This is a genomic window from Streptococcus timonensis (assembly GCF_900095845.1).
GTDB classification, from domain to species: Bacteria; Bacillota; Bacilli; order Lactobacillales; family Streptococcaceae; genus Streptococcus; species Streptococcus timonensis.
In genome coordinates, this window is sequence record NZ_FMIX01000004.1 from 387,601 (window position 1) to 413,049 (window position 25,449).

Below are 25,449 nucleotides of genomic sequence, written 5' to 3' on the forward strand. Positions count from 1 at the left end.
AGGGTTTGACTATCTTTTGCCTCCTTCTTGTGTTATACTAGATAAGTTGCAAAGAAAGCAGTACTTTTCTTTAGTGGAAAAGAAGCAACACGATCTTTCATATAAAGATATGAAAATACGTCATGAAAAGAAAAGTATAAACTAAGCGCTATAGGGTGGCTTCGCACCACCTTTAGAAAGAAGAAAAACGTGAAATTTAATGAATTTAACTTGTCTGCTGACCTTTTAGCAGAAGTTGATAAAGCAGGATTTGTAGAAGCAAGTCCTATCCAAGAGCAAACCATTCCTTTGGCTCTTGAGGGAAAAGATGTTATCGGTCAAGCACAGACTGGTACAGGGAAAACAGCGGCCTTTGGCTTGCCAACCCTTGAAAAAATTCGTACAGAAGAAGCAACTATCCAAGCTTTGGTGATTGCCCCAACTCGTGAACTTGCAGTTCAAAGCCAAGAAGAGCTTTTCCGCTTTGGTAGAAGCAAGGGTGTAAAAGTTCGTTCAGTCTATGGTGGCTCAAGCATTGAAAAACAAATCAAGGCTCTTAAATCAGGTGCTCATATCGTAGTAGGAACACCAGGACGACTTCTTGATCTCATTAAACGCAAGGCTTTGAAATTACATGATATTGAAACCTTGATTTTAGATGAAGCAGATGAAATGCTTAACATGGGATTCCTTGAAGATATTGAAGATATCATCTCTCGTGTACCGGAAAATCGTCAAACCTTGCTCTTTTCAGCGACTATGCCAGATGCCATCAAACGTATTGGTGTTCAGTTCATGAAAGAGCCTGAGCATGTCAAGATTGCTGCTAAAGAATTAACAACAGAATTAGTAGACCAGTACTATATCCGTGTTAAAGAACAAGAAAAATTCGACACCATGACTCGTCTTATGGATGTTGATCAACCTGAGTTATCAATTGTTTTTGGTCGTACCAAACGTCGTGTAGACGAGCTAACTCGTGGTCTTAAAATCCGTGGTTTCCGTGCAGAAGGTATCCATGGAGATTTGGATCAAAACAAACGTCTTCGTGTCCTTCGTGATTTTAAAAATGGCAACCTTGATGTCCTAGTTGCAACAGACGTGGCTGCTCGTGGTTTGGATATTTCAGGTGTGACTCATGTCTACAACTACGATATCCCACAAGACCCTGAGAGTTATGTTCACCGTATTGGTCGAACAGGACGTGCAGGTAAGTCAGGTCAGTCTATTACCTTCGTTTCACCTAATGAAATGGGTTATCTACAAATCATTGAGAACTTAACTAAGAAACGCATGAAAGGTCTCAAACCTGCAAGTGCAGAAGAAGCCTTCCAAGCTAAGAAACAAGTAGCTCTTAAGAAAATTGAACGTGATTTTGCGAATGAGGAGATTCGTAGCAACTTTGAGAAGTTTGGCAAGGATGCTCGTCAATTGGCTTCAGAATTCAGTCCGGAAGAATTGGCCATGTATATTCTCAGCTTAACTGTTCAAGATCCAGACAGTCTTCCTGAGGTTGAGATTGCACGTGAAAAACCATTACCATTTAAACCATCTGGTGGTGGCTTCGGTGGCAAAGGCAAGGGTGGTCGAGGAGGCCGTCGTGGTGACGACCGTAGAGACCGTGAACGCCGTGGTAATGGACGTCGTGATGAATATCGTAAAGGTGGACGTTCAAAGGATCGATTTGATAAAGAGAAGCGTTACCGTAAGGACAATAAAAAACCACGCAACACTTCAAGCGAGAAGAAAACAGGCTTTGTTATTCGTAACAAGGGTGATAAATAATAAAAAGCGATTCACTGGGTGAATCGCTTTTTATATATAAGGAGACCTAAATTAAAGTAGAAAAAGTAATACTTGAAATTGTATTTATATATTTATTATCTTGTGATATTATATTATCAAAAAAATAAATGGATGTCAATTATAATTGTTAAAAAAACAGCAAAAAATTGCGAATATAAAAGAATTGTGATGCAATAAGCAATTTTCAGATAATTATTGAAATAAAGAATTTTCTATGTTATAATGGAGGCGATTATATGCGAGGTAAAAAATGGCACATTTATTAGAAAAAACAAGAAAAATCACATCAATTTTGAAGCGTTCGGAGGAGCAATTACAAGATGAGCTTCCTTATAATGCCATTACACGTCAATTAGCAGATATTATTGACTGTAACGCTTGTATTGTGAATAGCAAGGGTCGTTTGTTGGGCTACTTTATGCGCTACAAAACTAATAATGACCGAGTAGAGCAATTCTTCCAATCAAAGACTTTCCCAGAAGATTATGTGCAAGGTGCAAACATGATCTACGATACGGAGGCCAATCTTCCAGTAGAGCATGATTTGACAATTTTCCCAACTGAGAGTCGTTCTGATTTCCCAGATGGTTTGACAACGATTGCTCCAATTCATGTCTCAGGGATTCGCTTAGGTTCATTGATTATATGGCGTAATGATAAAAAGTTCGAAGATGAAGATTTAATTCTTGTTGAAATTGCCAGTACAGTAGTAGGAATTCAACTCTTAAACTTTCAACGTGAAGAAGATGAGAAAAACATTCGTCGTCGTACGGCTGTAACTATGGCGGTCAATACACTTTCTTACTCTGAACTTAGAGCAGTATCGGCTATTCTAGCTGAATTAAATGGTAATGAAGGTCAATTAACAGCTTCAGTCATTGCAGACCGTATCGGTATCACTCGTTCTGTAATTGTTAATGCTCTTCGTAAACTCGAATCGGCAGGGATTATTGAGAGTCGTTCTCTTGGTATGAAAGGAACCTATCTCAAAGTTCTAATTCCAGATATTTTTGAAGAAGTGAAAAAGAGGGACTATTAATGAATAAGGCACTAATTTCCATTGATTATACAGAAGATTTTGTTGCTGATCATGGAAAATTAACTGCGGGAGCTCCAGCTCAAGCAATATCCGATGCTATTTATCGGGTGACCCAAAAGGTTTTTGAGCGTGGCGATTACATCTTTTTCACCATCGATGCTCATGAGGGAAATGATGTCTTTCATCCTGAAAGTAAACTATTCCCACCACATAATATTATTGGGACTAGTGGACGCAATCTGTATGGCAAGCTAGCCGAGTTTTATCAGGAACATGCTGATGATAGTCGTGTTTTCTGGATGGATAAACGTCACTATTCGGCTTTTTCTGGAACAGATTTGGATATCCGTCTCAGAGAGCGTAGAGTAGATACAGTCATTTTGACAGGAGTTCTTACAGATATCTGTGTCTTGCATACAGCCATTGATGCTTATAATCTTGGTTATCAGATAGAAGTTGTCAAACCAGCAGTTGCATCCATTTGGCCTGAAAATCATGCCTTTGCACTTGGACATTTCAAGAATACACTTGGTGCAAAATTGCTTGATGAAAATTTGCTTGAAATTACAGAATAATACATTTCAAGATGAAAAAATCTGAAAAAAGTGTTGACAATTTTTTTCAAAGTTGATATACTAGTAAAGTGATCGACGCGGGGATGGCGGAATTGGCAGACGCGCAGGACTAAGGATCCTGTGACCGCTTTAGGTCGTGAGGGTTCAAGTCCCTCTCTCCGCATAATAGTGAGCTAGCTTTGGCTAGCTTTTTATTTTTCATAAAAAAGAGCAAAAATATTTTTGCTCTTTTTTTGGTATTTCATAAACATTTCATATTTGAATATTATAATGGTTTTACAAATATGGAGGTGCTATATGAATCCCACTCAAAGAGCTTGGGCTTACGTCAGCAGAAAACGACTGAGAAGTCTCATATTATTCCTGATTCTATTTGTCTTATTGGCTGGAATATCGGCTTGTTTGACGCTCATGAAGTCCAACAAAATAGTAGAAAATAATCTCTATCGCTCATTGAACACGTCTTTTTCTATTAAAAGAATAGAAGCAGATCAGACATTTCAACTGTCTCAACTAGATAACCTTAAAAAGATAAAGGGTCTTGAGAAGATCTCACCTGAGCTAGAAACAATAGCTAAGTTAACTGACAAAGAAGTGGTAACTGGAGAACAAAGTATTCAACGGGATGATTTGACAGAGGCTGAAAAAAATCTTATCAGTTTAATTTCATTAGAAGACTCTTCCAAGGATGTTTCTTTTACAAGTTCCGCCTTTACCCTTAAAGAAGGAAGACATATCGAAAAAGGGGATCGTAAAAAAATCTTAGTTCATGAAGATTTGGCCAAGAAAAACAATCTAAAAGTAGGAGATAAGATCAACTTAAGTCCTGGACAAGTAGAAGCTAGTTCTGGACAAAATCTAGATTATGAAATCGTAGGTATTTTCTCAGGTCAAAAACAAGAGAAATTTACCGGTCTATCATCAGACTTTAGTGAAAATACGGTCTATACAGACTACGAAAGTAGCCAAACTCTTCTTGGAAATAAGGAAGCTCTAGTAACTGCCGCTCGTTTCTATTTAGAAAATCCAAAAGATATGGATAGTATCATTCAAGAGGTTGAAAAGTTATCCCTGGAAAACCAAGGGTTCCAAGTTGAAAAGGAAAATAAGGCTTTTGAACAAATCAAGGATTCAGTTTCGACCTTCCAAACTTTCCTACAGATTTTCCTCTATGGCATTATGATTGCTGGTGTAGGAGCGCTGATTTTGGTCTTGTCACTTTGGTTACGAGAACGAGTCTACGAGGTTGGTATTTTATTGGCACTAGGTAAAGGGAAAATAGCAATTTTTAGCCAATTCTGCCTGGAAGTCATCCTAGTTTCATTGGCATCTATTTTGCCGGCATTTGTAGCTGGCAATGCCATTACTTCCTATCTCTTGAAGACTGTATTAGTGAGTGGCGACCAAGCTGCCCTACAAGATACGCTAGCAAAAGCAACGAATCTTACAACAAGTCTTCTATCATTTGGAGAATCTTATATCTTCCTACTTATAATTAGCTGCTTGTCAGTTGCACTTTGTTTCCTATTTTTATTTAGAAAATCACCGAAAGAAATTTTATCATCCATCAGTTAATAAAGGAGAAATCATGACTTTACTACAATTACAAGATCTTACTTATCGTTATAAGAACACTGCAGAAGCAGTATTATATAAAATCAATTACGATTTTGAACCTGGCAAGTTTTATAGTATTATTGGAGAATCAGGAGCTGGGAAGTCAACACTCTTATCTCTATTAGCAGGACTCGATAGCCCAGTCGAAGGTGCTATCTTATTCGAAGGCAAGGATATTCGTGAACAAGGTTATTCTTATCATCGCATGCACCATATCTCGCTAGTTTTCCAAAACTATAACTTGATTGATTATCTTTCTCCATTGGAAAATATCCGCTTGGTTAATAAAAAAGCTAGCAAGGATACCCTTCTTGAACTTGGTTTAGATGAAAGTCAAATCAAGCGGAATGTTCTCCAATTATCAGGAGGGCAGCAACAACGTGTTGCCATTGCTCGTAGCCTTGTATCGGAAGCACCAGTGATTTTAGCAGATGAACCAACAGGAAACTTGGATCCTAAGACTGCTGGGGATATCATCGATTTGCTCAAATCTCTCGCTGAGAAAACAGGTAAGTGTGTGATCGTTGTGACCCACAGCAAGGAAGTAGCACAGGCGTCAGATATTACACTTGAATTGAAGGATAAGAAACTGACTGAAACAAGAAAAAATAGTAACTAAAACATTTACACATATTAAAAACTGAAGTAAATCTAGAAAGGAATCTTATGTTACACAACGCATTTGCCTATGTCACAAGAAAATTTTTCAAGTCTATTGTGATCTTTCTTATCATTCTCTTGATGGCTAGTTTGAGTTTGGTCGGCTTGTCTATCAAGGGTGCGACAGCCAAGGCTTCTCAAGAAACCTTTAAAAATATCACCAATAGTTTCTCCATGCAAATCAACCGTAGGGTCAATCAAGGTACTCCACGTGGTGCTGGGAATATCAAGGGTGAAGATATCAAAAAAATTACCGAGAATAAGGCCATTGAATCCTACATCAAACGGATTAATGCTATCGGTGATTTGACAGGCTATGAACTGATTGAAACGCCTGAAACCAAGAAAAATCTAACTGCAGATCGAGCTCAACGTTTTGGAAGTAGCTTGATGATAACAGGAGTTAATGATTCGGCTAAAGAAGACAAGTTTGTGTCAGGCTCTTACAAACTGGTCGAAGGAGAACATTTAACAAACGATGACAAATACCAGATTCTCATGCACAAAGACTTGGCTGCTAAACATGGCTGGAAGGTTGGAGACAAGGTCAAACTGAACTCCAATATCTACGATGCAGATAACGAAAAAGGAGCCAAGGAAACAGTAGAAGTAACGATTAAAGGACTTTTTGATGGACATAACAAATCTGCTGTGACCTATTCACAAGAACTTTATGAGAATACAGCTATCACAGATATTCACACAGCTGCCCAACTCTATGGTTATACAGAAGATACAGCTATTTATGGAGATGCTACCTTCTTTGTAGCTGGAGATAAGAATCTAGATACTGTCATGCAAGAATTAGGGTCTATCAACGGCGTCAACTGGAAAATGTATAGCTTGATTAAGAGTTCATCTAACTATCCTGCCCTTGAACAATCGATCTCAGGTATGTACAAGATGGCTAATCTTCTCTTCTGGGGTAGCTTGAGCTTCTCTGTTCTTCTACTTGCTCTCTTACTGACACTATGGATTAACGCCCGTCGTAAAGAGGTTGGAATTCTCCTTTCAATTGGTCTAAAACAAGCAAGTATTCTAGGACAATTTATCACAGAAGCAGTTATGATTGCAATTCCAGCACTAATTTCAGCTTACTTCTTAGCCAACTATACTGCTCGTACCATTGGAAATACTGTTCTTGCCAATGTCACATCAGATGTGGCTAAGCAGGCTAGTAAGGCAGCACAAGCCTCTAATCTTGGTGGTGGTGCAGAAGTTGATGGCTTTAGTAAGACACTTTCAAGTCTGGATATTTCAATTCAACCTTCTGACTTTGTTATCATCTTTGTACTTGGCTTAGTTCTTGTAGTATTAGTTATGGCACTTGCTTCAAGCAATCTCCTCTTTAAACAACCAAAAGAACTCTTATTGGATAGTGAATAAAAAACCTGCTACCTATTCTCACTAAAATGAGATATAATATAGGTAGCATTTTTGATAGAAAAGGATTTATATGAAAATTCTAATTGTAGAAGATGAAGACATGATTCGCGAGGGAATTAGTGATTATTTGACGGATTGTGGCTATGAAATCATTCAGGCAGCAGATGGCCTTGAGGCCTTAGAAAAATTTTCCAATCACCAAGTTGCCTTGGTTCTCTTAGATATCCAAATGCCGAAACTCAATGGTTTAGAGGTTTTGTCAGAAATCCGTAAAAGCAGCCAAGTTCCGGTCTTGATGTTGACAGCCTTTCAGGACGAGGAATATAAGATGAGTGCCTTTGCCTCTCTGGCAGATGGCTACCTGGAAAAGCCTTTTTCTCTATCTTTATTAAAGGTACGAGTGGATGCTATTTTTAAACGGTATTATGATACTGGTCATATCTTTACCTATAAGGATACCAAGGTAGACTTTGAAAGCTATAGTGCCATAGTAGCTGGACAAGAAGTTGCAGTGAATGCAAAAGAACTGGAAATTTTAGACTATCTGGTTAAAAATGAAGGTCGAGCCTTAACACGGTCGCAGATTATCGATGCTGTATGGAAGATGACAGATGAGGTTCCTTTTGACAGAGTGATCGATGTCTATATCAAGGAACTACGGAAAAAATTGGATTTAGACTGTATTCTTACTGTTCGCAATGTTGGTTATAAATTGGAGAGAAAATGAGACGTTCAGGTTTATTTAAAAAAATTTTTATCTATACCTTCTCGGTATTTTCTACCTTGGTCATTTGTTTGCATTTGGCCATCTATTTTCTCTTTCCTCCGATCTATCTCAGTCATCGTCAGGAGAGCATAGGGCAAAAGGCTACAGAAATTGCCCAGTCCCTCCAAGGTAAGGACAGTCAAGCTATTCAGGAAGTCCTTGAACTTTATTCTCAAAGCAGTGATATCAAGGGAGCTGTTAAGGGAGAGATGACTCAGGATAAGTTGGAGGTCAATGACAATCTTCCTCTGGATAGACAACGTCAAACAGCTTCTTTAGTTATTGAGGAAAGAGAAGTTCAAACTAAGGATGGTCAGACGATGACCTTACAGTTTTTAGCTTCTATGGATTTGCAGAAAGAAGCAGAAGACATCAGTCTGCAATTTTTGCCTTATACGCTATTAGCGTCTTTTATCATTTCGCTCCTCATCGCCTTTATCTATGCAAGAACCATTGTTGCTCCTATTTTGGAAATCAAACGAGTGACTCGACGGATGATGGATTTGGATGCAGAAGTGAGGTTGCGAGTAGATTCTAAGGATGAAATTGGCGATCTCAAAGAACAAATCAATAGCCTTTATCAGCATCTCTTGACGGTCATTGCAGACTTGCATGAAAAGAACGAGGCCATCCTCCAGCTGGAAAAGATGAAGGTTGAGTTTTTGCGAGGTGCTTCCCACGAACTAAAAACACCTCTAGCTAGTCTAAAGATTCTTCTGGAAAATATGAAAGCCAATATTGGACGCTATAAAGATCGTGACCATTATCTGGGTGTTTCTCTAGGTATTGTGGATGATTTGAGTCACCATGTTTTGCAAATCCTATCCCTTTCTTCAGTGCAGGAATTGAGAGATAAGAAGGAAAAAATCAACCTTCTTGAAATGACAGATTTTCTCTTAAAGGATTATGATTTATTAGCCAAAGAGAGGGAAATCTCAGTTGTGAATCAACTGACTGACCAACAAACTTATCTAAATCCTTCGGTACTCAAGCTAATTCTTTCCAATCTTATCAGTAATGCGGTGAAACACTCTGTCCAAGGTGGTTTCCTAAAAATTGGAGAAAAAGATGGTTGGATGTTTATTGAGAACACCTGTACACCTGAGGAGCAAGATAAATTTGAACAATCCTTCACATCCTCTAGTCGACAAAGCAAGGGAGCAGGCTTGGGACTCTTTGTAGTTAAAAGTTTATTGGAAAACGAAGAAATTGATTATCGATTCGAAAGATATGAAGATCACTTGGTATTTTATATGAATCTTCTTCAAAAGCCGGAATAAAGGGTTTTAGAAAGAGTTTACATATTTTAAAATAGAAGAAATTCAGACGAAACTACGGGAAAAACTAGCTTTTTTTATCAAAAAGTGATAAAATGAACAATGTAATGGGATGTCCCAAAAAATATATAGGAGGCCTGACAAATGGCAATCGTTTCAGCAGAAAAATTTGTCCAAGCAGCTCGTGACAACGGTTATGCAGTTGGTGGATTTAACACAAACAACCTTGAGTGGACTCAAGCTATCTTGCGCGCAGCAGAAGCTAAAAAAGCTCCAGTTTTGATCCAAACTTCAATGGGTGCTGCTAAATACATGGGTGGTTACAAAGTTGCTCGCAACTTGATCGCTAACCTTGTTGAATCAATGGGTATCACTGTACCAGTAGCTATCCACCTTGACCACGGTCACTACGAAGATGCACTTGAGTGTATCGAAGTTGGTTACACTTCAATCATGTTTGACGGTTCACACCTTCCAGTTGAAGAAAACCTTAAATTGGCTAAGGAAGTTGTTGAAAAAGCACACGCTAAAGGTATCTCAGTAGAAGCTGAAGTTGGTACTATCGGTGGTGAAGAAGATGGAATCATCGGTAAAGGTGAATTGGCTCCAATCGAAGACGCTAAAGCAATGGTTGCAACTGGTATTGACTTCTTGGCAGCTGGTATCGGTAACATCCACGGTCCTTACCCTGCAAACTGGGAAGGTCTTGACCTTGACCACTTGCAAAAATTGACAGAAGCTCTTCCAGGCTTCCCAATCGTATTGCACGGTGGATCAGGTATTCCTGATGACCAAATCCAAGCAGCTATCAAACTTGGTGTTGCTAAAGTTAACGTTAACACTGAATGCCAAATCGCATTCGCTAACGCAACTCGTAAATTTGCTCGTGACTACGAAGCAAACGAAGCAGAATACGACAAGAAGAAACTCTTCGACCCACGTAAATTCTTGGCTGACGGTGTAAAAGCTATCCAAGCATCAGTTGAAGAACGTATCGACGTATTCGGTTCAGAAGGTAAAGCTTAATCTAGCTGAACAATACAAAATGAAACCCGCCTGTAAAGGTGGGTTTTTTGTGTTGCTTTTATAGAGAATATACTTAAGACTACTATATACTAAGTTGCTAAAAGAGTCTAATTTTTGTACAATAATGCTATGAAAATACTGAAAAAATCAGCCCTTGTCTTTCTTAGTTTCCTTATCTTATTTTTAGTAGGGACATTTATCTTTCATCGTATCAGCTTAGAAAAGGAACAAGCCTCTCTAACTCCTATGGGTAAAACTGTTCTTGTCAATGGGCATCAAATGAATGTTTATGTTCAAGGTGAAGGATCTGAGACGATAGTGTTTCTTTCAGGTGCTGGTATTGTTTCACCTATATTAGACTTTAAGAATCTAACAGATTCCCTATCAAAGAATTATAAAATTGTCGTAGTCGAGAGAGCTGGCTATGGTTATAGCGAGGATAGTAATTATTCCAGAGATGTGATGGAAGTTTTGTCTGAGACACGTCAAGCTATATCACAAGCAAATATATCAGGACCTTTTATCATTCTGTCTCATTCAATGGCTAGTCTTGAAAGTCTGGCTTGGCAGGAAAAGTATCCTGATGAAGTGAAAGCCTTGGTTGGTCTGGATTGGGCATTACCAGCAAGTTATGAGGATTTAAAGGGAAATCAGGCCTTACTTACTGTGGCCTATTGGAGCAGTAAGATTGGCTTATTACGCTATTTCCCTGAGTCCTTCTATATAAAAAATCCAACTCTGACTGAAGCTGAACGACAACAATATAAATTACTAGCATATAAGCAGTTGATGTCACAAGCCATGCTTCATGAATCCCGTTTGGCAAAGGAAAATGCCAAGAAAGTTCCATCTAGTATTAATCTGAAAATTCCCACCTTATTACTGGTTTCTAACGGTGAAGGCACGACCTTTAGCCAATCAGAATGGCAGCATTATGCAGAGACATTTGCTAGTGGCCAGTCTAATGTTCAAGTCATCTATATGGATGTGCCTCACGAACTTTATCATTATCAAAGTCATGAAATAGTTTCTCAGACTGAAGATTTTTTAACAAAGTAACTGTTATTTAGAAAGATATTTTGAACTGATGCCAATAATTGAGAGGTGACATTTTATGAAGAACACTTTTATTTTACTTAGACATGCTCATTCAAGATTCTCGAGTGATGATTTTAATAGAACATTATCGGAAAAAGGATTTTCTTCTCTTGAACAGTTGGAGTTTTTAAATGCTTGTAAAATAGATTACTTTATTTCAAGCCCTTATAAGCGAGCTTTTGAGACAGTAAATAGTTCTCCCGTTCAATTTGATAAGATAGTACTTGATAATCGTTTACGTGAAAGAAAATTATCCTCAAGATTTATTGAAGATACTGAGTTTGAAAAAACAATTCAATATTTATGGCAAAACCCAGATAAATCTCTCATTGGAGGCGAGTCCAATCGAGAAGCATTAAATAGAATTTTAGATTTATTTGCGGACTTGGAAGAAAGGTATTCAGATAAAACCATTTTACTGAGTTCTCATGGAAATTTGCTAGGAATCTTAATCAATCATTTTGATTCAAGTTTTGATTATAAAAAATGGGAACAGATGACCTTTCCAGATTGCTTTCTAGTTGATAGAAATGGGATTGTGAAAAGAATTATGAAAGATTAGTTCTTTGATTAAATAGTAATTCATATTGATCAAAATAGTTTGCCTTTTTACAATTCGTAGCCTGCCCCTAATGGCAGGTTTTTTGGTGTCTTAAGGAAACTATTTAACAGAATTTTTGATTAAAAGCATTATTTTAAGAGAGAAATATCTAATTTCATAATCTATAAGCAAACGCTTGCATTCTTTTTTTTATTGGACTATAATAGGTTGGTATAAATCCTTCTGTAATAATATTGAGAAGGTGTAGAAAGTAAGGATTTAGAATATTTGTAGTCAAAAAGACAATGTTGTTTCTTACGATAAGGAGATAGATATGGCAATGATAGAAGTGCAACATCTTCAGAAAAATTTTGTGAAGACTGTTAAGGAACCGGGCTTGAAGGGAGCTTTGCGCTCCTTTATTCATCCTGAAAAGCAGACCTTTGAAGCGGTCAAGGATTTAACCTTTGAAGTTCCAAAAGGGCAGATTTTAGGATTTATCGGGGCAAATGGTGCTGGGAAGTCGACAACTATCAAAATGCTGACAGGAATTTTGAAGCCCACATCTGGCTATTGTCGGATTAACGGCAAGATTCCCCAGGACAATCGCCAAGATTATGTCAAGGATATTGGAGTCGTTTTCGGACAACGCACCCAGCTATGGTGGGATTTGGCACTGCAAGAGACCTACACGGTCTTGAAGGAAATTTACGATGTACCGGACTCGCTTTTCCATAAGCGCATGGACTTTTTGAATGAAGTTTTGGATTTGAAGGATTTTATCAAGGACCCCGTGCGAACTCTTTCACTTGGGCAACGGATGCGTGCGGATATTGCAGCTTCCTTGCTTCACAATCCCAAAGTTCTCTTTTTAGATGAGCCGACCATTGGTTTGGACGTTTCGGTCAAGGATAACATTCGTCGGGCAATTAGTCAGATCAATCAAGAGGAAAAGACAACTATTCTCTTGACTACTCATGATTTGGGTGATATTGAGCAACTCTGTGATCGGATTTTTATGATTGACAAGGGGCAAGAGATTTTTGATGGAACGGTTAGCCAGCTCAAGGAGACCTTTGGCAAGATGAAGACTCTTTCCTTTGAACTACTACCAGGTCAAAGTCATCTCCTTTCTCACTATGAAGGTTTTTCGGATATGTCCATTGATAGACAAGGAAACAACCTGTCTATTGAATTTGATAGTTCCCGCTACCAGTCAGCTGATATTATCAAGCAAACCTTATCTGATTTTGAAGTCCGTGATTTGAAGATGGTAGATACGGATATTGAAGATATTATCCGTCGCTTCTACCGAAAGGAGCTCTAAGATGGTCAAATTGTGGAGACGTTATAAACCCTTTATCAATGCGGGGATTCAGGAGTTGATTACCTATCGAGTCAACTTTATTCTCTATCGGATTGGTGATGTCATGGGGGCTTTTGTGGCCTTTTATCTCTGGAAGGCTGTCTTTGATTCTTCGCAAGAGTCTTTGATTCAGGGCTTCAGTATGGCAGATATCACTCTCTACATCATCATGAGTTTTGTGACCAATCTTTTGACAAGGTCTGATAGCTCCTTTATGATTGGGGAGGAGGTCAAGGATGGCTCCATTATCATGCGCTTGCTGAGACCAGTGCATTTTGCGGCCTCTTACCTTTTCACCGAGCTTGGGTCCAAGTGGTTGATTTTTATCTCTGTTGGATTGCCATTTTTAAGTGTTATTGTTTTGATGAAAATCTTATCTGGGCAAGGTATTGTAGAAGTGCTGGGATTAACTGTCCTTTATCTCTTTAGCTTAACTCTGGCTTATCTGATTAACTTTTTCTTTAATATCTGCTTTGGATTTTCAGCCTTTGTATTTAAAAATTTATGGGGTTCCAATCTACTCAAGACTTCAATAGTGGCCTTTATGTCTGGAAGTTTAATTCCCTTGGCTTTTTTTCCGAAAATCGTTTCAGATATTCTATCCTTCTTGCCTTTCTCATCCTTAATTTACACTCCGGTCATGATTATTGTTGGGAAATACGATGCCAGTCAGATTCTTCAAGCACTTTTGCTTCAGTTTTTCTGGCTTATAGTGATGGTGGGCTTGTCTCAGTTGATTTGGAAACGAGTCCAGTCATTTATCACCATTCAGGGAGGTTAGGATGAAAAAATATCAACGCATGCATCTGATTTTTATCAGACAGTACATCAAGCAAATCATGGAATACAAGGTGGATTTTGTGGTTGGTGTCTTGGGAGTCTTTCTGACTCAAGGCCTGAACCTCTTGTTTCTTAATGTACTCTTTCAACACATCCCCTCGCTAGAAGGTTGGACCTTTCAAGAGATTGCCTTTATCTATGGATTTTCCTTAATTCCAAAGGGATTAGATCATCTCTTTTTTGACAATCTCTGGGCTTTAGGTCAACGACTAGTTCGAAAAGGGGAGTTTGACAAGTATCTTACTCGACCCATCAATCCTCTCTTCCATATCCTCGTTGAGACCTTTCAGATTGATGCCTTGGGTGAACTTTTGGTCGGTGGAATTTTACTAGCGACAACGGCGACTAGCATTGCTTGGACTCTTCCAAAATTCCTGATTTTTCTAGTTTGTATTCCTTTTGCGACCTTGATTTATACTTCCTTGAAAATTGCAACAGCCAGCATCGCTTTTTGGACCAAGCAGTCAGGTGCCATGATTTACATTTTCTATATGTTTAATGATTTTGCTAAGTACCCGATTTCCATTTACAATTCGCTCCTTCGTTGGTTAATTAGCTTTATTGTGCCTTTCGCCTTTACGGCCTACTATCCTGCCAGCTATTTCTTGCAGGATAAGGATGTCTTATTTAATATTGGTGGTTTGATTCTGATTTCCCTTGTTTTCTTTGTTATTTCCCTCAAACTTTGGGACAGGGGGTTGGATGCCTACGAAAGTGCTGGTTCTTAAAAATAAATAAAGCCTTGTCTCAGGACAGGCTTCTTTTTTCCATTTTATAAAATCCTGACCACATAGTCTGCGATGTCTACCAGATAGGCAAAACCTATTGTTTGCGATTTTTATTTTTGTTATAGTAGTAATTGTCAAGGGGAGATTAAGCTTCCTAACAAAATAGAAAATGAGGTTATATCATGAAAAAAGTAGTAGGTATCGGATTTTTAGTCGTTGCAGCAGCAGTCTTGTATTTTGGATTAGTTGGATGGCCAAGTTTGGATGTTAACATCTGGGCACTTTTTCCAGTAGGTCTATTCTTATTCTTTACTCTTGAGAATTTGGTTAAAAAAGATTATAAGGCCAGTCTCATGAGCTTGATTATTGCCTTTATCATTGCAAATGCTATTTTTGACATCTTGCCACTTTCAAGTGGTTTAGTTATCGGTGCAGGGGTGCTGGCTTGCGTGGGAATTGGATTTCTATTTCAAGAAACTAACAATTAAAAGATTAAAAAAGCCTCGAGTTATCTCGGGGCTTTTTGCTTTATTTACCAGCATAGTATTGTTGAATACCTTTGACGATACCTTTAACTAGTTTATTTTGATAGGCATCATTGCGGATACGTTGATTCTCATCGAAGTTACTCATATATCCTAATTCAAGTAAGACAGCAGGTTTATTAGTTTCTCTAAGAACAGCAAAACTTCCATGCAGTAGTCCAGCATTTTTGGCACCTGTTTCAGCTAAAAGTGAAGAATGGATAGCTGCTGCTAATCGGTTGCTCTCACTAATGCGGTCTGGATGATTATGCCATTGAGAATTAATCTTTGTAGGGTAATCAGGGTTTTGTTCATAAGAATATGTTTGAATACCACTGACGTTCGAAGCAGAATTACTTGTAGCATTGAAGTGAATACTAATAAACATGTCAGCATTGGTCTTATTGACCATTTTCGAACGCTCAGTTACAAAATCAACATAAACATCGCTCTCACGAGAAGTTAGAACAGTGTATCCAAGTCCTTCCAGTTCTTTACGAAGTTTTTTGTAAACTTGCATGTTCAAGTCTTTTTCAGCAATGTTATAGTAAAATGCACCGGAGTCTCGACCACCATGACCTGGATCTATGAAAATAACTTTGGTATACTTACCTTTTTCAAATGCTGGAGTTCCTGAAAGTTCCGCAATCCATTTTCCGTTACTTTGGAATTGGTGGGTTTTTCCATTGATTTTATAATTTCCAGTGACATAGACACCATCATCTTTTAGGTAGTACCATGCTTTATAAGAAGAATCATAAATCCATTCGTTTTTGGCCATAAAACCACCAGATTTTAGATAATATGAACCAATCCATTCATTTGCTGCATATGTTCCACCAGCTTTTAAATAGAACCAGCTATTGTAAGTTTTGTCGAAAATCCACTCTTTATTAGCCATAGCTCCACTTGCTTTAAGGAAATAGTTTCCTTTCCATTGGTTGCTGGCCATAGCACCTTCAGAGTTAAAGAAGTACCAAGTATTTTCAATGTTTTCCCATTTTAGTTGGGTTGGTTTTCCAGATGCTTGAGCATAGTACCATTGTTCGTTAATCTTTACCCAAGAATTAGTGGCCATAGCACCACTATTTGAGAAAAGATAGCCATTAAAGATTGTGTTGCTCAACATAATCCCATTTTTGTCGAAGTAGTACCAAGAATTTCCGATTTTTTCCCATTTTTCTTGAGAAATCTTACCAGAAGAATTTGAGTAGTACCATTTGTCAGTTAACTTAATCCAACCTCCACTAGCCATAACACCATCATTGTCAAATGCATAGCCATCAAAGGTAGTGTTGCTAATACGGTTACCATCTTTGTCGAAGTAGTACCATTTACCTTGGATTTGTTTCCATTTGGTGACGGGCTTATTATTTTCATAGAAGCGCCACTGATTATCTTCTTGTATCCAACCATCCTTTTTTGTCTCAGATACTTTAGCTTCTTCTTTAGGTTTGCTGGCAGGAGGAGTGTTTGTAGTTGTTGTTTGTTCCTCACTCGATGGCAGTTCTATTTTTTCTTTAACTTCAGTTGCCTTATCCCTGATAGTAGTTTCTACTATTTTAGAATCTTCAGCAAAAACAGGACTAGTCAATCCTAAAACTGAAAGTGTGATGGCACTTGCCACAATTGTTTTTTTCACTAAATTATTCTCCTATTTAAATTTTTTATAATAATCTTTAACATACTAAGTATATCAGAAAAGCACTTGTAAAGTAAGTGCTTTGTTTCTATTTTTCAAAATGAAATACATGAAATGAAGGTTTATGGCATCAAAAAGATTTGAACTATCATGATGATATAAATAAGAAAAGTAACCAAAAAGCCGGCTCTCCAAAAGAATTTAATAAACTTCGGATAGTAAAAACTACGTTTTTTGATAAGAAAGAAAAAGACTAAAATAATTGCTAGTAAGGACAAAACTATCCCAAGTACAGGGAGGTAATTGTGGGTAAATGCCTTTGCAGTAATTAAATAATATTCAAAAATTAAAAATGGAAAGGCTAAATCAGCAAAATTAATACCTTTTGTCTTTAGTTTAAAAAATCTGCTAATAATAATAGCTAAAGCTATGGTTAAAACCAAAAGCAAAACGGAAGCAAGTTTTATTAAAATCATATCATTATTGTATCATAAAGTTTTGATAAAAGAAATCTTAGTCCTTTGATTAATTAACCTTTTAAATCCAGTCTTAAAATAGTAGTTAAAAATGCTATTTATGTTCTTACAAAACTAATGAATCTTATATCTCGGATCCTTAAGACTTAGCACACTGGCATTGATAACAGCCCCGAGGATGAGAATTTTGGCAATTAAAATAAACCAAAACATAATTACAACCACGATAATAGAGCTGAAAAAACGGACATCGACAAGATGATTAACATATGTGTTTATAGATGTTGAGAAGATATTCAAAAATAGCATAAGTGTCACTAGTACAAAGATGCTACCAGGTAGAATGTAACGAATACTAGTTACCTTTACATTTGGTAAGAAGTAATAGAGCATGACCAAGATGGCAAACAGAAGTATGTAGATGATAGGACCTGTAAAATCCTGTAAATAATCAAACAAAATGCTATCAGATTGCCAATAGTTCTTAAGAAAGTTTAAGAGCATTTGGCCAAAAATACTCAAGAACAATGCTAAAGCAAAGAGGATTTGTAATCCAAAACTAACGAGTAAGGACATAAGCTGATGACTGATAAGTCCTCGATTTTTTGCAACACCGTATGCCTTATTGAAAGCCTTTTGAAGGAAATCCATTGATTTTGAAAAAGTCCATAGAGCTGATAAAACTGAAAAACTAAGTAATCCCGTCGATGGTTGCGTAAGAACTTCACGAACAATTTTTTCAATCACTTCAAACATAGAATCGGGTAGAAATTCCTTAAGGGCAATTAAAAAATTGGAGATAGGGATTTGAAAATAGGGAAGGATGTTGACCGCTATCATGATTAGCGGAAAAATCGATATTAACCAGTAGTAAGCGACAGCTACACTAGTTAACTCACTATCTGACTCTTTATAAAAATATAAAAAAGCTTTTATTAAGGGTCTTTCAGTTAGGTGTATCCACAACTTTTTCATTTTATACTCTCCAAAGTGTTTTATTTTTTAAGAAAAATCCTAATTTCTTCTTACCAACTCCATCATATCATAAGGCAATGTATTAGCAGATTCTTTAAGAGAATAGCTTTCAAGATTGTTGACATTTTGCCTTAATTTTTTTGCATATTGTGCTGAGATGAGTTTTTGTTCCTCAAACTCAAAGATACATTTTCGTTCAAGATAGTAACCTCTAAGCATTTCATCAATATTGTTTGGCTTTATCTTATTGATAACTCGTTCAACAAAAGCACCACTAGTGATATTACCAGTTTCACGTAGCCTTGATTCTTGCATGAAACTAATCAAGGTACTCTTATAGATTCCCTTAAGATTTTCAAGACTTTCAATAATGATTTCCGTATTGGCTAGATAAAGATCAGCAATTTGATCATAATCAATGGCCTGAAGTATAGGGTTGTTCTTATCTTTCCATGAACGGAAGGTTTTACCAAATGTTAATATCTCATGAATGATAAAACGAATAATCCGCAATGATACTAGGAAATAGTAAGTAATTCTGGAAGCAATGTTTCGATTGATTCCTTTTTCCATATTTTTTAAATAACGTTGATAGACACGATAGCCTCTCTCACCAATCTTGCCATCTTCAAAAGCTTGTTCCAAACTATCACTCTCAATACTAAGGATAAGTAGTTTGAGAGCTTCCCAGTCTTCTTGAATTTCTTTGTTTTCTAAACTCAAAATAAGATTTTCTATTCGACCATGGTAGTTATCGATAGCGGCATAGAGTGGAACTTTATTTTTTGTTTTATTCAAATCCTTCTCTAACTCGACTGCAACTGCGTTTAAAATTGCGATATGCATAAGTTGGTCAGTTGATGTCTTTTGTTCTTCGGATAAATGTGGAAGTACAACTAAGCCTGTTAAAAAACTGAGTAAGGTTACACCAGCGACTAAAAAGAGAAGTAGCGGATGTTCTTGCTCTAAATTAGTAGGAATGAGCAAGATTGTTGCTATAGAAACTGTACCCTTTACACCAGAAAACGTCAACAGTAGCATATCTTTCATATACTTATGGAGACTTTTTTGGAGTCTTTTGATACGAAATACATAAAAACCGTAAATCATGAAAAAGCGGATAGCAAAAAGCAGGAAGGTCAAGAGAAAAACACTGAGCAAGAGAAGTACTTTGTTGTAGAAAGCACTCTTAAGAATTGGTTCCGCGATCATTTCCAGTTCCATTCCAAGAATGACAAAGACTGAACCGTTGAGCATAAAGGTTACAGTGCGCCAAACAGTCTCAGTAACTGTATCAACTTGCGCTTCAAGGAGATTTATTTTCTTGAAACGACTGGCTTTCAGAATCCCAGCAACAACAACGGCGATGATGCCAGAAACATGAATTTCTTCGGCTATGAAAAAAGTCAAGAGAGGTAAACTAAGTTCCAATAAGAGCTCACTTGCGATATCTGTTGCACGGACGCTGAGAAGAAAGGTATGAAGGAAGCGATTGATTAAGGCTGTTATAAAGCCGACTGCAAAACCTCCAACGATGGAAATGGCTAATGAAGTTCCGGCTTGGGTAAGGGAGAATGTTCCTGTTGTCCAAGCGATAAGAGCCATTCGAAAAGCTACTAATCCAGAAGCATCATTCAGAAGACCTTCCCCTTTTAGGATATTAGAGACCCGCTTTGGGAAGGAAAAGCGTTGAGAAAGGGATGCGAAGGCGACTAGGTCAGTAGGACCTAAAGCAGCACCAACTGCAACACAGGCAGCCAAAGGTAAGCTAACCCAAAGGACATGTATAAGTCCTCCTATACTCAGAGTTGAAATAAAGATAACTGGAAAAATCAAGTAGAGTACAATTCTCCAGTGTTTTAAGATAGAAGTTATATCTGATTCTTGAGCTTCACGAAAGAGGAGGGGGCCAATTACAAGAGCTAGGAATAACTCAGTGTCTAGGTGATACTGATTATTTGGTAAAAAAAGTCCTACCACAATACCCAGTAGAATCTGGATAAGTGGCATTGGTATAAAAGGAAATAGCTTATTGGTAGTACTCGATACGATGAGAACTAGCAAAAAAATGAGGAGATAAAATAGTAAGTCCATACTTGATCCTCCTATTTATGCTGTCGACAGGCTTCAAAAAGTTCCTTTTGTTCTTGGATTTTTTGATCGATTAGGGAGCAGTCTTTATGCTCGATTTTTTTTTGACATCGCTCCATTTCGAGTGAAATGAGTTTTTTCTTGATTTTAAGCATTTTCTTAGTCATTCGAGCTTCATCCAAAATCCCAATAGCTCGCTCATGCTCAGTTGATTCAACGAAGTTATGGCGCATGGCCTCTATTTTGTCTCGCAGGTATTGTTTATCCATGTCGATACCTTTCTAATTTTTCAATCATCACTAAAAACGGTGGATTATTAACTTGGTTGAGAGTTCGATAAATTGTAGCGGTATATTCTTGTTGGGGTAACTGACTAACATAATTCAGTACAGCATCTTTTTCAAGATCACCACCTTCATGACCATAATAAATCATGATGGCAATTCGTCCGCCCCTTACAAGCATGTGACAAAGTTTCTCGAGAGCCTCTATGGTAGTGTGAGGTCGTGTGATAATAGATTTGTCAGCAGAGGGAAGATAACCCAGATTGAAAATAGCAGCCTTAAGCTCTGACACAAACTGATCAACAGTTTCATGTCCCTGCAATATTAACTGCACATTGGTCAAGCCAGCTGCTTGCAAGCGTTGATTTGTTTTTTCTAATGCCTGTTCTTGAATGTCAAAGGCATAAACTTGTTTAGCTAATTTTGCTAGAAATAGTGTATCATGGCCATTCCCCATTGTTGCATCAACAACGATATCATCTTTTATGATAACTTGAGTTAGAAAATCATGTGCCATTTCAAGAGGTTTTTTCATTGTTAAACTCCTGCTTTATTGCTTTACAACCTTGAACACTTCCTCGACGTCTCATTTCAGTTTCGATACTATTTAAAACTTCCCATTTATTAAGACTCCACATGGGACCAATCAACATATGGCGAGGAGCATCTCCAGTGATCCGATGGATGACGATATGCTTGGGAATAATCTCTAACTGATCACAAATAACTTTAACATACTCTTCTTGGCTCATCAGTTGCAATCTACCCTCGTGATAATCACGCTGCATCCTAGTGTTGGTCATTAAGTGGAGTAGATGCAGTTTAATCCCTTGAATATCATTATCAGTTACACAACGGCAGACATTTTCCACCATCATTTCATGGGTTTCCCCAGGCAAGCCATTGATGAGATGGGCTACAATTTCAATTTTAGGGAATTTTCTCAATCGTTTGACCGTCTCTACATATAATTCATAAGAATGAGCACGATTGATTAAGTCAGAAGTTTCTTCAAAAGTAGTCTGTAAACCCAATTCAACAGTCACATGCATTCGTTCTGACAGTTCTGCCAAGTATTCGATAGTCTCATCAGGCAGGCAATCTGGTCGTGTACCAATATTGATTCCAACAACACCGGGTTCATTAATAGCTTGTTCATACCGTTCCCGAATAACTTCCAATTTTTCATGGGTATTGGTAAAGTTTTGGAAATAGACTAGATATTTTTTTACATCTGGCCATTTGCGGTGCATAAAGTCAATTTCTTTATAAAATTGCTCACGAATAGGAGCGTCAGGTGCAACGATAGCATCTCCAGATCCAGAAACAGTACAAAAAGTACAACCTCCATGAGCTACTGTACCATCACGATTGGGACAATCAAATCCAGCATCGATAGGAACTTTGAAAGTTTTTTCTCCGAATAAATTTCGATAATAATCATTCAAGGTATTATAGGATTTCATAGCTAATATTATATCAGAAATCACTTATAAACTCAAAAACAGCTAGTATATAAAAGTTTTGAAAATCTCTTTTTATAAAAAAATTCAATTTTTTTTATAAAAGCCTTTACAAAAAAATAAAAAGTGGTAAAATTAAAACATAAACACGCGCAAACGTTTTCGTAAAACGTTTGCCGAATAAATATAAAGGAGATTTGAATGATGAAAGATACATTCAAAAATGTCTTGTCTTTCGAGTTTTGGCAGAAATTCGGTAAGGCTCTAATGGTGGTTATCGCTGTTATGCCAGCGGCTGGATTGATGATTTCAATCGGTAAGTCGCTCGTGATGATTAACCCTAACTCTGCACCACTTGTTGTTACTGGTGGTGTACTAGAGCAAATCGGTTGGGGAGTTATCGTTAACCTTCACATCTTGTTCGCCCTCGCTATTGGAGGAAGCTGGGCTAAAGAACGTGCTGGTGGTGCTTTTGCTGCCGGTCTAGCATTTATCTTAATCAACCGTATCACTGGTACAATCTTTGGCGTATCAGGAGACATGCTGAAAGATCCAAATGCAATGGTTTCAACACTATTGGGTGGTTCAATCAAAGTTTCTGATTACTTTATCAGTGTTATGGAAGCTCCAGCACTTAACATGGGTGTTTTCGTAGGGATTATTTCTGGTTTTATAGGGGCAACTGCCTTTAATAAATACTACAACTTCCGTAAGCTTCCTGATGCACTTTCATTCTTTAACGGAAAACGTTTTGTACCATTCGTAGTTATTCTTCGTTCAGTAATTGCTGCAATTCTTCTTTCAATTTTCTGGCCACTTGTTCAAACAGGTATTAATAGCTTTGGTATCTGGATTGCTAACTCTCAAGAAACAGCTCCAGTTCTAGCACCATTTTTGTATGGTACTTTGGAACGCTTGCTCTTGCCATTTGGACTTCACCACATGTTGACTATCCCAATGAACTATACAGCTCTTGGTGGTACATATGATGTCTTAACTGGTGCAGCAAAAGGTAGCCAAGTATTTGGTCAAGATCCACTTTGGCTTGCATGGGTAACTGACCTTGTAAACCTTAAAGGTACTGACGCAGGTCAATACCAACACTTGTTAGATACAGTACATCCAGCTCGTTTCAAAGTTGGACAAATGATTGGTTCGTTCGGTATTTTGATGGGTGTGGCTGCTGCGATTTACCGTAATGTTGAAGCAGACAAGAAACACCAATACAAAGGAATGATGATTGCGACAGCTCTTGCAACTTTCTTGACTGGTGTTACTGAGCCGATTGAATATATGTTCATGTTCGTTGCAACACCTCTTTACCTTGTCTACTCACTAGTTCAAGGTGCTGCCTTTGCTATGGCTGACGTAGTAAATCTACGTATGCACTCATTCGGTTCTATCGAATTCTTGACTCGTACTCCACTGGCTGTTAACGCAGGTCTTGGAATGGATATCATTAACTTTGTTTGGGTAACTGTCCTCTTTGCAGTTATCATGTACTTCATTGCTAACTTCATGATTCAAAAATTCAACTATGCAACTCCAGGACGTAATGGAAATTACGAAACAGCTGAAGGTGCTACTGAAGAAGGATCTAACGGAGAAGGGCAAGTTGCTGCAGCTTCTCAAGCTGTAAATATTATCAATCTTCTTGGTGGACGTGCTAATATCGTCGATGTTGATGCTTGTATGACTCGTCTACGTGTTACAGTAAAAGATGCTGAAAAAGTTGGTTCTGAAGCACAATGGAAAGCAGAAGGAGCTATGGGGCTTGTCATGAAAGGACAAGGAGTTCAAGCTATCTACGGACCAAAAGCTGACGTTCTTAAATCAGATATCCAAGATATTCTTGATTCAGGTCAAGTCATTCCAGAAACACTTCCACACCAAATGACTGAAGTTCAAAAAGCTGAAGTAGAATTCAAGGGTGTGACAGAAGAAGTATACTCTGTTGCTGACGGTCAAGTAGTTGAATTAGAACAAGTTAAGGATCCTGTTTTCTCTCAAAAAATGATGGGTGACGGATTCGCAGTTGAACCATCTAATGGACATATCCTTTCTCCAGTAGCTGGTACTGTTTCAAGTGTTTTCCCAACTAAACACGCTCTTGGTATTACGACTAAATCTGGTCTTGAAGTTCTTGTTCACATCGGTCTTGATACTGTTAGCCTTGAAGGTAAACCATTCGAAGTAAAAGTTTCAGAAGGTCAAACAGTTGCTGCTGGAGACCTCTTGGTTGAAGCAGATCTAAATGCGATTCGTGAAGCTGGTCGTGAAACATCTACAATCGTTGTATTTACAAATGCAGATGCTATCAAGTCAGTTAAACTAGAACAAACAGGTTCACTTGCAGCTAAAACATTAGTTGCCAAAGTTGAATTGTAATATGACAGGGGTTGGAAATGTTTTTCCAACCTCTTGTTTATAGGAGAAAAGTATGAAATTTTTAACACTAAATACCCATAGTTGGATGGAAAAAGATCCCCAAGAAAAATTCCGACTTTTACTTCAAGACATTTTTGAACAAGACTACGATCTGATTTGTTTTCAAGAGATTAACCAAGAAATAAGTTCAATTCTTGTCGAAACAGATGAACTTTATCATCCCCTACCATCAGCTGAGCCAATTCATCAAGATCATTATATCTATCTTTTGGTCCAAGAGTTGAAGAAAGCTGGTAGAGAATACTATTGGACTTGGGCCTACAACCATATTGGCTATGATCGATATCATGAAGGTGTTGGAATACTTTCTAAAAACCAAATCCAAGCACGAGAAATTTTAGTTTCAGATGTCGATGATCCTACAGACTATCATACTCGCAGAGTAGCCTTAGTAGAAACAACGGTAGATGGGAAAGATCTTGCAGTTGCAAGTGTGCACCTATCATGGTGGGATAAAGGCTTTCAAGAGGAGTGGGCTCGATTTGAATCAGTCTTAACTGATTTAAATAAACCACTTTTACTAGCAGGTGATTTTAATAATCCAGCTGGGCAAGAAGGTTATCAGACCATTCTTGCAAGTTCCTTATCACTACAAGATGCCTATGAAGCTGCTCAAGAAAGAAGCGGTAGCTATACAGTCCCACCTGAAATCGATGGCTGGAAAGGAAATTCAGAACCTCTTCGAATTGACTATGTGTTTACGACAAAAGATTTACAAGTTAAATACTTACATGTAGTCTTTGATGGACAAAATAGTCCACAAGTCAGTGACCATTATGGTCTAAAAACAGAACTTATTTGGAAAGATTAAAGTCCAAAATATCCTAAAAATAGATTAACTC

The 25,449-nt window shown here is 37.7% G+C and carries 24 protein-coding genes and 1 tRNA gene; 18 read left to right on the forward strand and 7 right to left on the reverse strand.

The features are described 5' to 3' along the window. Positions 1-189 precede the first annotated feature (189 nt). The 16 genes from cshA to BQ2679_RS05210 all read left to right on the forward strand — a co-directional run bounded on the left by cshA (position 190) and on the right by BQ2679_RS05210 (position 15,192). The gene (gene cshA / locus BQ2679_RS05130; protein ID WP_075566976.1) at positions 190-1,764 is read left to right on the forward strand and encodes a degradosome RNA helicase CshA; all 1,575 of its coding nucleotides are present in this window, start codon (positions 190-192) and stop codon (positions 1,762-1,764) included. 271 nt (positions 1,765-2,035) lie between these two features. Then, positions 2,036-2,824 carry a GTP-sensing pleiotropic transcriptional regulator CodY gene (gene codY / locus BQ2679_RS05135; protein ID WP_006150201.1) on the forward strand — a complete coding sequence of 263 codons (789 nt, stop codon included), beginning with the start codon at positions 2,036-2,038 and terminating at the stop codon, positions 2,822-2,824. After that, positions 2,824-3,399: a cysteine hydrolase family protein gene (locus tag BQ2679_RS05140; protein ID WP_075566978.1), complete on the forward strand. Its 576-nt coding sequence runs from the start codon at positions 2,824-2,826 to the stop codon at positions 3,397-3,399. The genes codY and BQ2679_RS05140 overlap by 1 nt, the downstream gene beginning before the upstream one ends. A 77-nt stretch (positions 3,400-3,476) precedes the next feature. Then, a tRNA-Leu gene (locus BQ2679_RS05145) sits at positions 3,477-3,562 on the forward strand. A gap of 134 nt (positions 3,563-3,696) precedes the next feature. After that, the gene (locus BQ2679_RS05150; RefSeq protein ID WP_075566980.1) at positions 3,697-4,974 is read left to right on the forward strand and encodes an ABC transporter permease; all 1,278 of its coding nucleotides are present in this window, start codon (positions 3,697-3,699) and stop codon (positions 4,972-4,974) included. Positions 4,975-4,987: 13 nt separating this feature from the next. Further along, positions 4,988-5,635 (forward strand): ABC transporter ATP-binding subunit Vex2, encoded by a 648-nt coding sequence (vex2, locus tag BQ2679_RS05155; protein WP_004252438.1) that lies wholly within the window; start codon positions 4,988-4,990, stop codon positions 5,633-5,635. A gap of 47 nt (positions 5,636-5,682) precedes the next feature. Continuing rightward, positions 5,683-7,062, forward strand: coding sequence for an ABC transporter permease subunit Vex3 (gene vex3, locus BQ2679_RS05160; protein WP_075566982.1), 1,380 nt, complete (start codon positions 5,683-5,685; stop codon positions 7,060-7,062). Between the two features lie 70 nt (positions 7,063-7,132). Beyond that, complete coding sequence (gene vncR / locus BQ2679_RS05165) at positions 7,133-7,789, forward strand: response regulator transcription factor VncR (RefSeq protein WP_075566985.1); 657 nt, start codon at positions 7,133-7,135, stop codon at positions 7,787-7,789. Beyond that, the gene (gene vncS / locus BQ2679_RS05170; protein WP_075566988.1) at positions 7,786-9,108 is read left to right on the forward strand and encodes a sensor histidine kinase VncS; all 1,323 of its coding nucleotides are present in this window, start codon (positions 7,786-7,788) and stop codon (positions 9,106-9,108) included. The genes vncR and vncS overlap by 4 nt, the downstream gene beginning before the upstream one ends. 141 nt (positions 9,109-9,249) lie before the next feature. After that, a complete protein-coding gene (locus BQ2679_RS05175) occupies positions 9,250-10,131 on the forward strand; it encodes a class II fructose-bisphosphate aldolase (protein ID WP_075566991.1) in 882 nt (293 codons plus the stop codon). 129 nt (positions 10,132-10,260) lie between these two features. Then, positions 10,261-11,190 (forward strand): alpha/beta fold hydrolase, encoded by a 930-nt coding sequence (locus BQ2679_RS05180; RefSeq protein ID WP_075568055.1) that lies wholly within the window; start codon positions 10,261-10,263, stop codon positions 11,188-11,190. A gap of 55 nt (positions 11,191-11,245) precedes the next feature. Continuing rightward, on the forward strand, positions 11,246-11,791 hold the full coding sequence (locus tag BQ2679_RS05185) for a histidine phosphatase family protein (RefSeq protein ID WP_075566993.1): 546 nt from the start codon (positions 11,246-11,248) through the stop codon (positions 11,789-11,791). A gap of 313 nt (positions 11,792-12,104) precedes the next feature. Beyond that, positions 12,105-13,097 carry an ABC transporter ATP-binding protein gene (locus BQ2679_RS05195; RefSeq protein WP_075566995.1) on the forward strand — a complete coding sequence of 331 codons (993 nt, stop codon included), beginning with the start codon at positions 12,105-12,107 and terminating at the stop codon, positions 13,095-13,097. 1 nt (position 13,098) lies between these two features. Then, complete coding sequence (locus BQ2679_RS05200; RefSeq protein WP_075566996.1) at positions 13,099-13,917, forward strand: ABC transporter permease; 819 nt, start codon at positions 13,099-13,101, stop codon at positions 13,915-13,917. Position 13,918: 1 nt separating this feature from the next. After that, positions 13,919-14,704 carry an ABC transporter permease gene (locus BQ2679_RS05205; RefSeq protein WP_070677909.1) on the forward strand — a complete coding sequence of 262 codons (786 nt, stop codon included), beginning with the start codon at positions 13,919-13,921 and terminating at the stop codon, positions 14,702-14,704. 182 nt (positions 14,705-14,886) lie between these two features. Further along, on the forward strand, positions 14,887-15,192 hold the full coding sequence (locus BQ2679_RS05210; protein WP_075567000.1) for a hypothetical protein: 306 nt from the start codon (positions 14,887-14,889) through the stop codon (positions 15,190-15,192). A 40-nt stretch (positions 15,193-15,232) separates the two neighbouring features. Here the strand turns inward: BQ2679_RS05210 and BQ2679_RS05215 are convergent, their stop codons facing one another. The 7 genes from BQ2679_RS05215 to mnmL all read right to left on the reverse strand — a co-directional run bounded on the left by BQ2679_RS05215 (position 15,233) and on the right by mnmL (position 22,171). Then, positions 15,233-16,870: an N-acetylmuramoyl-L-alanine amidase gene (locus BQ2679_RS05215; RefSeq protein WP_075567003.1), complete on the reverse strand. Its 1,638-nt coding sequence runs from the start codon at positions 16,868-16,870 to the stop codon at positions 15,233-15,235. A 122-nt stretch (positions 16,871-16,992) separates the two neighbouring features. Further along, positions 16,993-17,346: a DUF3397 domain-containing protein gene (locus BQ2679_RS05220; RefSeq protein WP_075567005.1), complete on the reverse strand. Its 354-nt coding sequence runs from the start codon at positions 17,344-17,346 to the stop codon at positions 16,993-16,995. A 114-nt stretch (positions 17,347-17,460) separates the two neighbouring features. Continuing rightward, on the reverse strand, positions 17,461-18,321 hold the full coding sequence (locus BQ2679_RS05225; protein WP_075567007.1) for a YihY/virulence factor BrkB family protein: 861 nt from the start codon (positions 18,319-18,321) through the stop codon (positions 17,461-17,463). A gap of 39 nt (positions 18,322-18,360) precedes the next feature. After that, a complete protein-coding gene (locus tag BQ2679_RS05230) occupies positions 18,361-20,415 on the reverse strand; it encodes a cation:proton antiporter (RefSeq protein WP_075567009.1) in 2,055 nt (684 codons plus the stop codon). An 11-nt stretch (positions 20,416-20,426) separates the two neighbouring features. Further along, positions 20,427-20,681 (reverse strand): hypothetical protein, encoded by a 255-nt coding sequence (locus tag BQ2679_RS05235; protein ID WP_075567011.1) that lies wholly within the window; start codon positions 20,679-20,681, stop codon positions 20,427-20,429. Beyond that, complete coding sequence (mnmM, locus tag BQ2679_RS05240; RefSeq protein WP_075567013.1) at positions 20,674-21,231, reverse strand: tRNA 5-(aminomethyl)-2-thiouridylate-methyltransferase MnmM; 558 nt, start codon at positions 21,229-21,231, stop codon at positions 20,674-20,676. The genes BQ2679_RS05235 and mnmM overlap by 8 nt, the downstream gene beginning before the upstream one ends. After that, positions 21,215-22,171, reverse strand: a complete 957-nt coding sequence (gene mnmL, locus BQ2679_RS05245; protein ID WP_142324075.1) for a tRNA modification radical SAM protein MnmL/YtqA — start codon at positions 22,169-22,171, stop codon at positions 21,215-21,217. Before mnmL ends, mnmM begins: the two co-directional genes overlap by 17 nt. 189 nt (positions 22,172-22,360) lie before the next feature. Here mnmL and BQ2679_RS05250 point away from each other — a divergent pair, with 189 nt between their 5' ends. Both BQ2679_RS05250 and BQ2679_RS05255 read left to right on the forward strand, forming a co-directional pair. After that, a complete protein-coding gene (locus BQ2679_RS05250; protein ID WP_142324047.1) occupies positions 22,361-24,547 on the forward strand; it encodes a PTS transporter subunit IIBC in 2,187 nt (728 codons plus the stop codon). Between the two features lie 52 nt (positions 24,548-24,599). After that, positions 24,600-25,418, forward strand: coding sequence for an endonuclease/exonuclease/phosphatase family protein (locus tag BQ2679_RS05255; protein WP_075567018.1), 819 nt, complete (start codon positions 24,600-24,602; stop codon positions 25,416-25,418). Positions 25,419-25,449 lie beyond the last annotated feature (31 nt).

What these genes read in the sequence shown, in the direction of transcription:
- codY (WP_006150201.1), top strand. Translation starts at nt 2,036, where the DNA reads ATGGCACATTTATTAGAAAAAACAAGAAAAATCACATCAATTTTGAAG.
- BQ2679_RS05140 (WP_075566978.1), top strand. Translation starts at nt 2,824, where the DNA reads ATGAATAAGGCACTAATTTCCATTGATTATACAGAAGATTTTGTTGCT.
- BQ2679_RS05150 (WP_075566980.1), top strand. Translation starts at nt 3,697, where the DNA reads ATGAATCCCACTCAAAGAGCTTGGGCTTACGTCAGCAGAAAACGACTG.
- vex2 (WP_004252438.1), top strand. Translation starts at nt 4,988, where the DNA reads ATGACTTTACTACAATTACAAGATCTTACTTATCGTTATAAGAACACT.
- vex3 (WP_075566982.1), top strand. Translation starts at nt 5,683, where the DNA reads ATGTTACACAACGCATTTGCCTATGTCACAAGAAAATTTTTCAAGTCT.
- vncR (WP_075566985.1), top strand. Translation starts at nt 7,133, where the DNA reads ATGAAAATTCTAATTGTAGAAGATGAAGACATGATTCGCGAGGGAATT.
- vncS (WP_075566988.1), top strand. Translation starts at nt 7,786, where the DNA reads ATGAGACGTTCAGGTTTATTTAAAAAAATTTTTATCTATACCTTCTCG.
- BQ2679_RS05175 (WP_075566991.1), top strand. Translation starts at nt 9,250, where the DNA reads ATGGCAATCGTTTCAGCAGAAAAATTTGTCCAAGCAGCTCGTGACAAC.
- BQ2679_RS05180 (WP_075568055.1), top strand. Translation starts at nt 10,261, where the DNA reads ATGAAAATACTGAAAAAATCAGCCCTTGTCTTTCTTAGTTTCCTTATC.
- BQ2679_RS05185 (WP_075566993.1), top strand. Translation starts at nt 11,246, where the DNA reads ATGAAGAACACTTTTATTTTACTTAGACATGCTCATTCAAGATTCTCG.
- BQ2679_RS05195 (WP_075566995.1), top strand. Translation starts at nt 12,105, where the DNA reads ATGGCAATGATAGAAGTGCAACATCTTCAGAAAAATTTTGTGAAGACT.
- BQ2679_RS05200 (WP_075566996.1), top strand. Translation starts at nt 13,099, where the DNA reads ATGGTCAAATTGTGGAGACGTTATAAACCCTTTATCAATGCGGGGATT.
- BQ2679_RS05205 (WP_070677909.1), top strand. Translation starts at nt 13,919, where the DNA reads ATGAAAAAATATCAACGCATGCATCTGATTTTTATCAGACAGTACATC.
- BQ2679_RS05210 (WP_075567000.1), top strand. Translation starts at nt 14,887, where the DNA reads ATGAAAAAAGTAGTAGGTATCGGATTTTTAGTCGTTGCAGCAGCAGTC.
- BQ2679_RS05220 (WP_075567005.1), bottom strand. Translation starts at nt 17,346, where the DNA reads ATGATTTTAATAAAACTTGCTTCCGTTTTGCTTTTGGTTTTAACCATA.
- BQ2679_RS05225 (WP_075567007.1), bottom strand. Translation starts at nt 18,321, where the DNA reads ATGAAAAAGTTGTGGATACACCTAACTGAAAGACCCTTAATAAAAGCT.
- BQ2679_RS05230 (WP_075567009.1), bottom strand. Translation starts at nt 20,415, where the DNA reads ATGGACTTACTATTTTATCTCCTCATTTTTTTGCTAGTTCTCATCGTA.
- BQ2679_RS05235 (WP_075567011.1), bottom strand. Translation starts at nt 20,681, where the DNA reads ATGGATAAACAATACCTGCGAGACAAAATAGAGGCCATGCGCCATAAC.
- mnmM (WP_075567013.1), bottom strand. Translation starts at nt 21,231, where the DNA reads ATGAAAAAACCTCTTGAAATGGCACATGATTTTCTAACTCAAGTTATC.
- BQ2679_RS05250 (WP_142324047.1), top strand. Translation starts at nt 22,361, where the DNA reads ATGATGAAAGATACATTCAAAAATGTCTTGTCTTTCGAGTTTTGGCAG.
- BQ2679_RS05255 (WP_075567018.1), top strand. Translation starts at nt 24,600, where the DNA reads ATGAAATTTTTAACACTAAATACCCATAGTTGGATGGAAAAAGATCCC.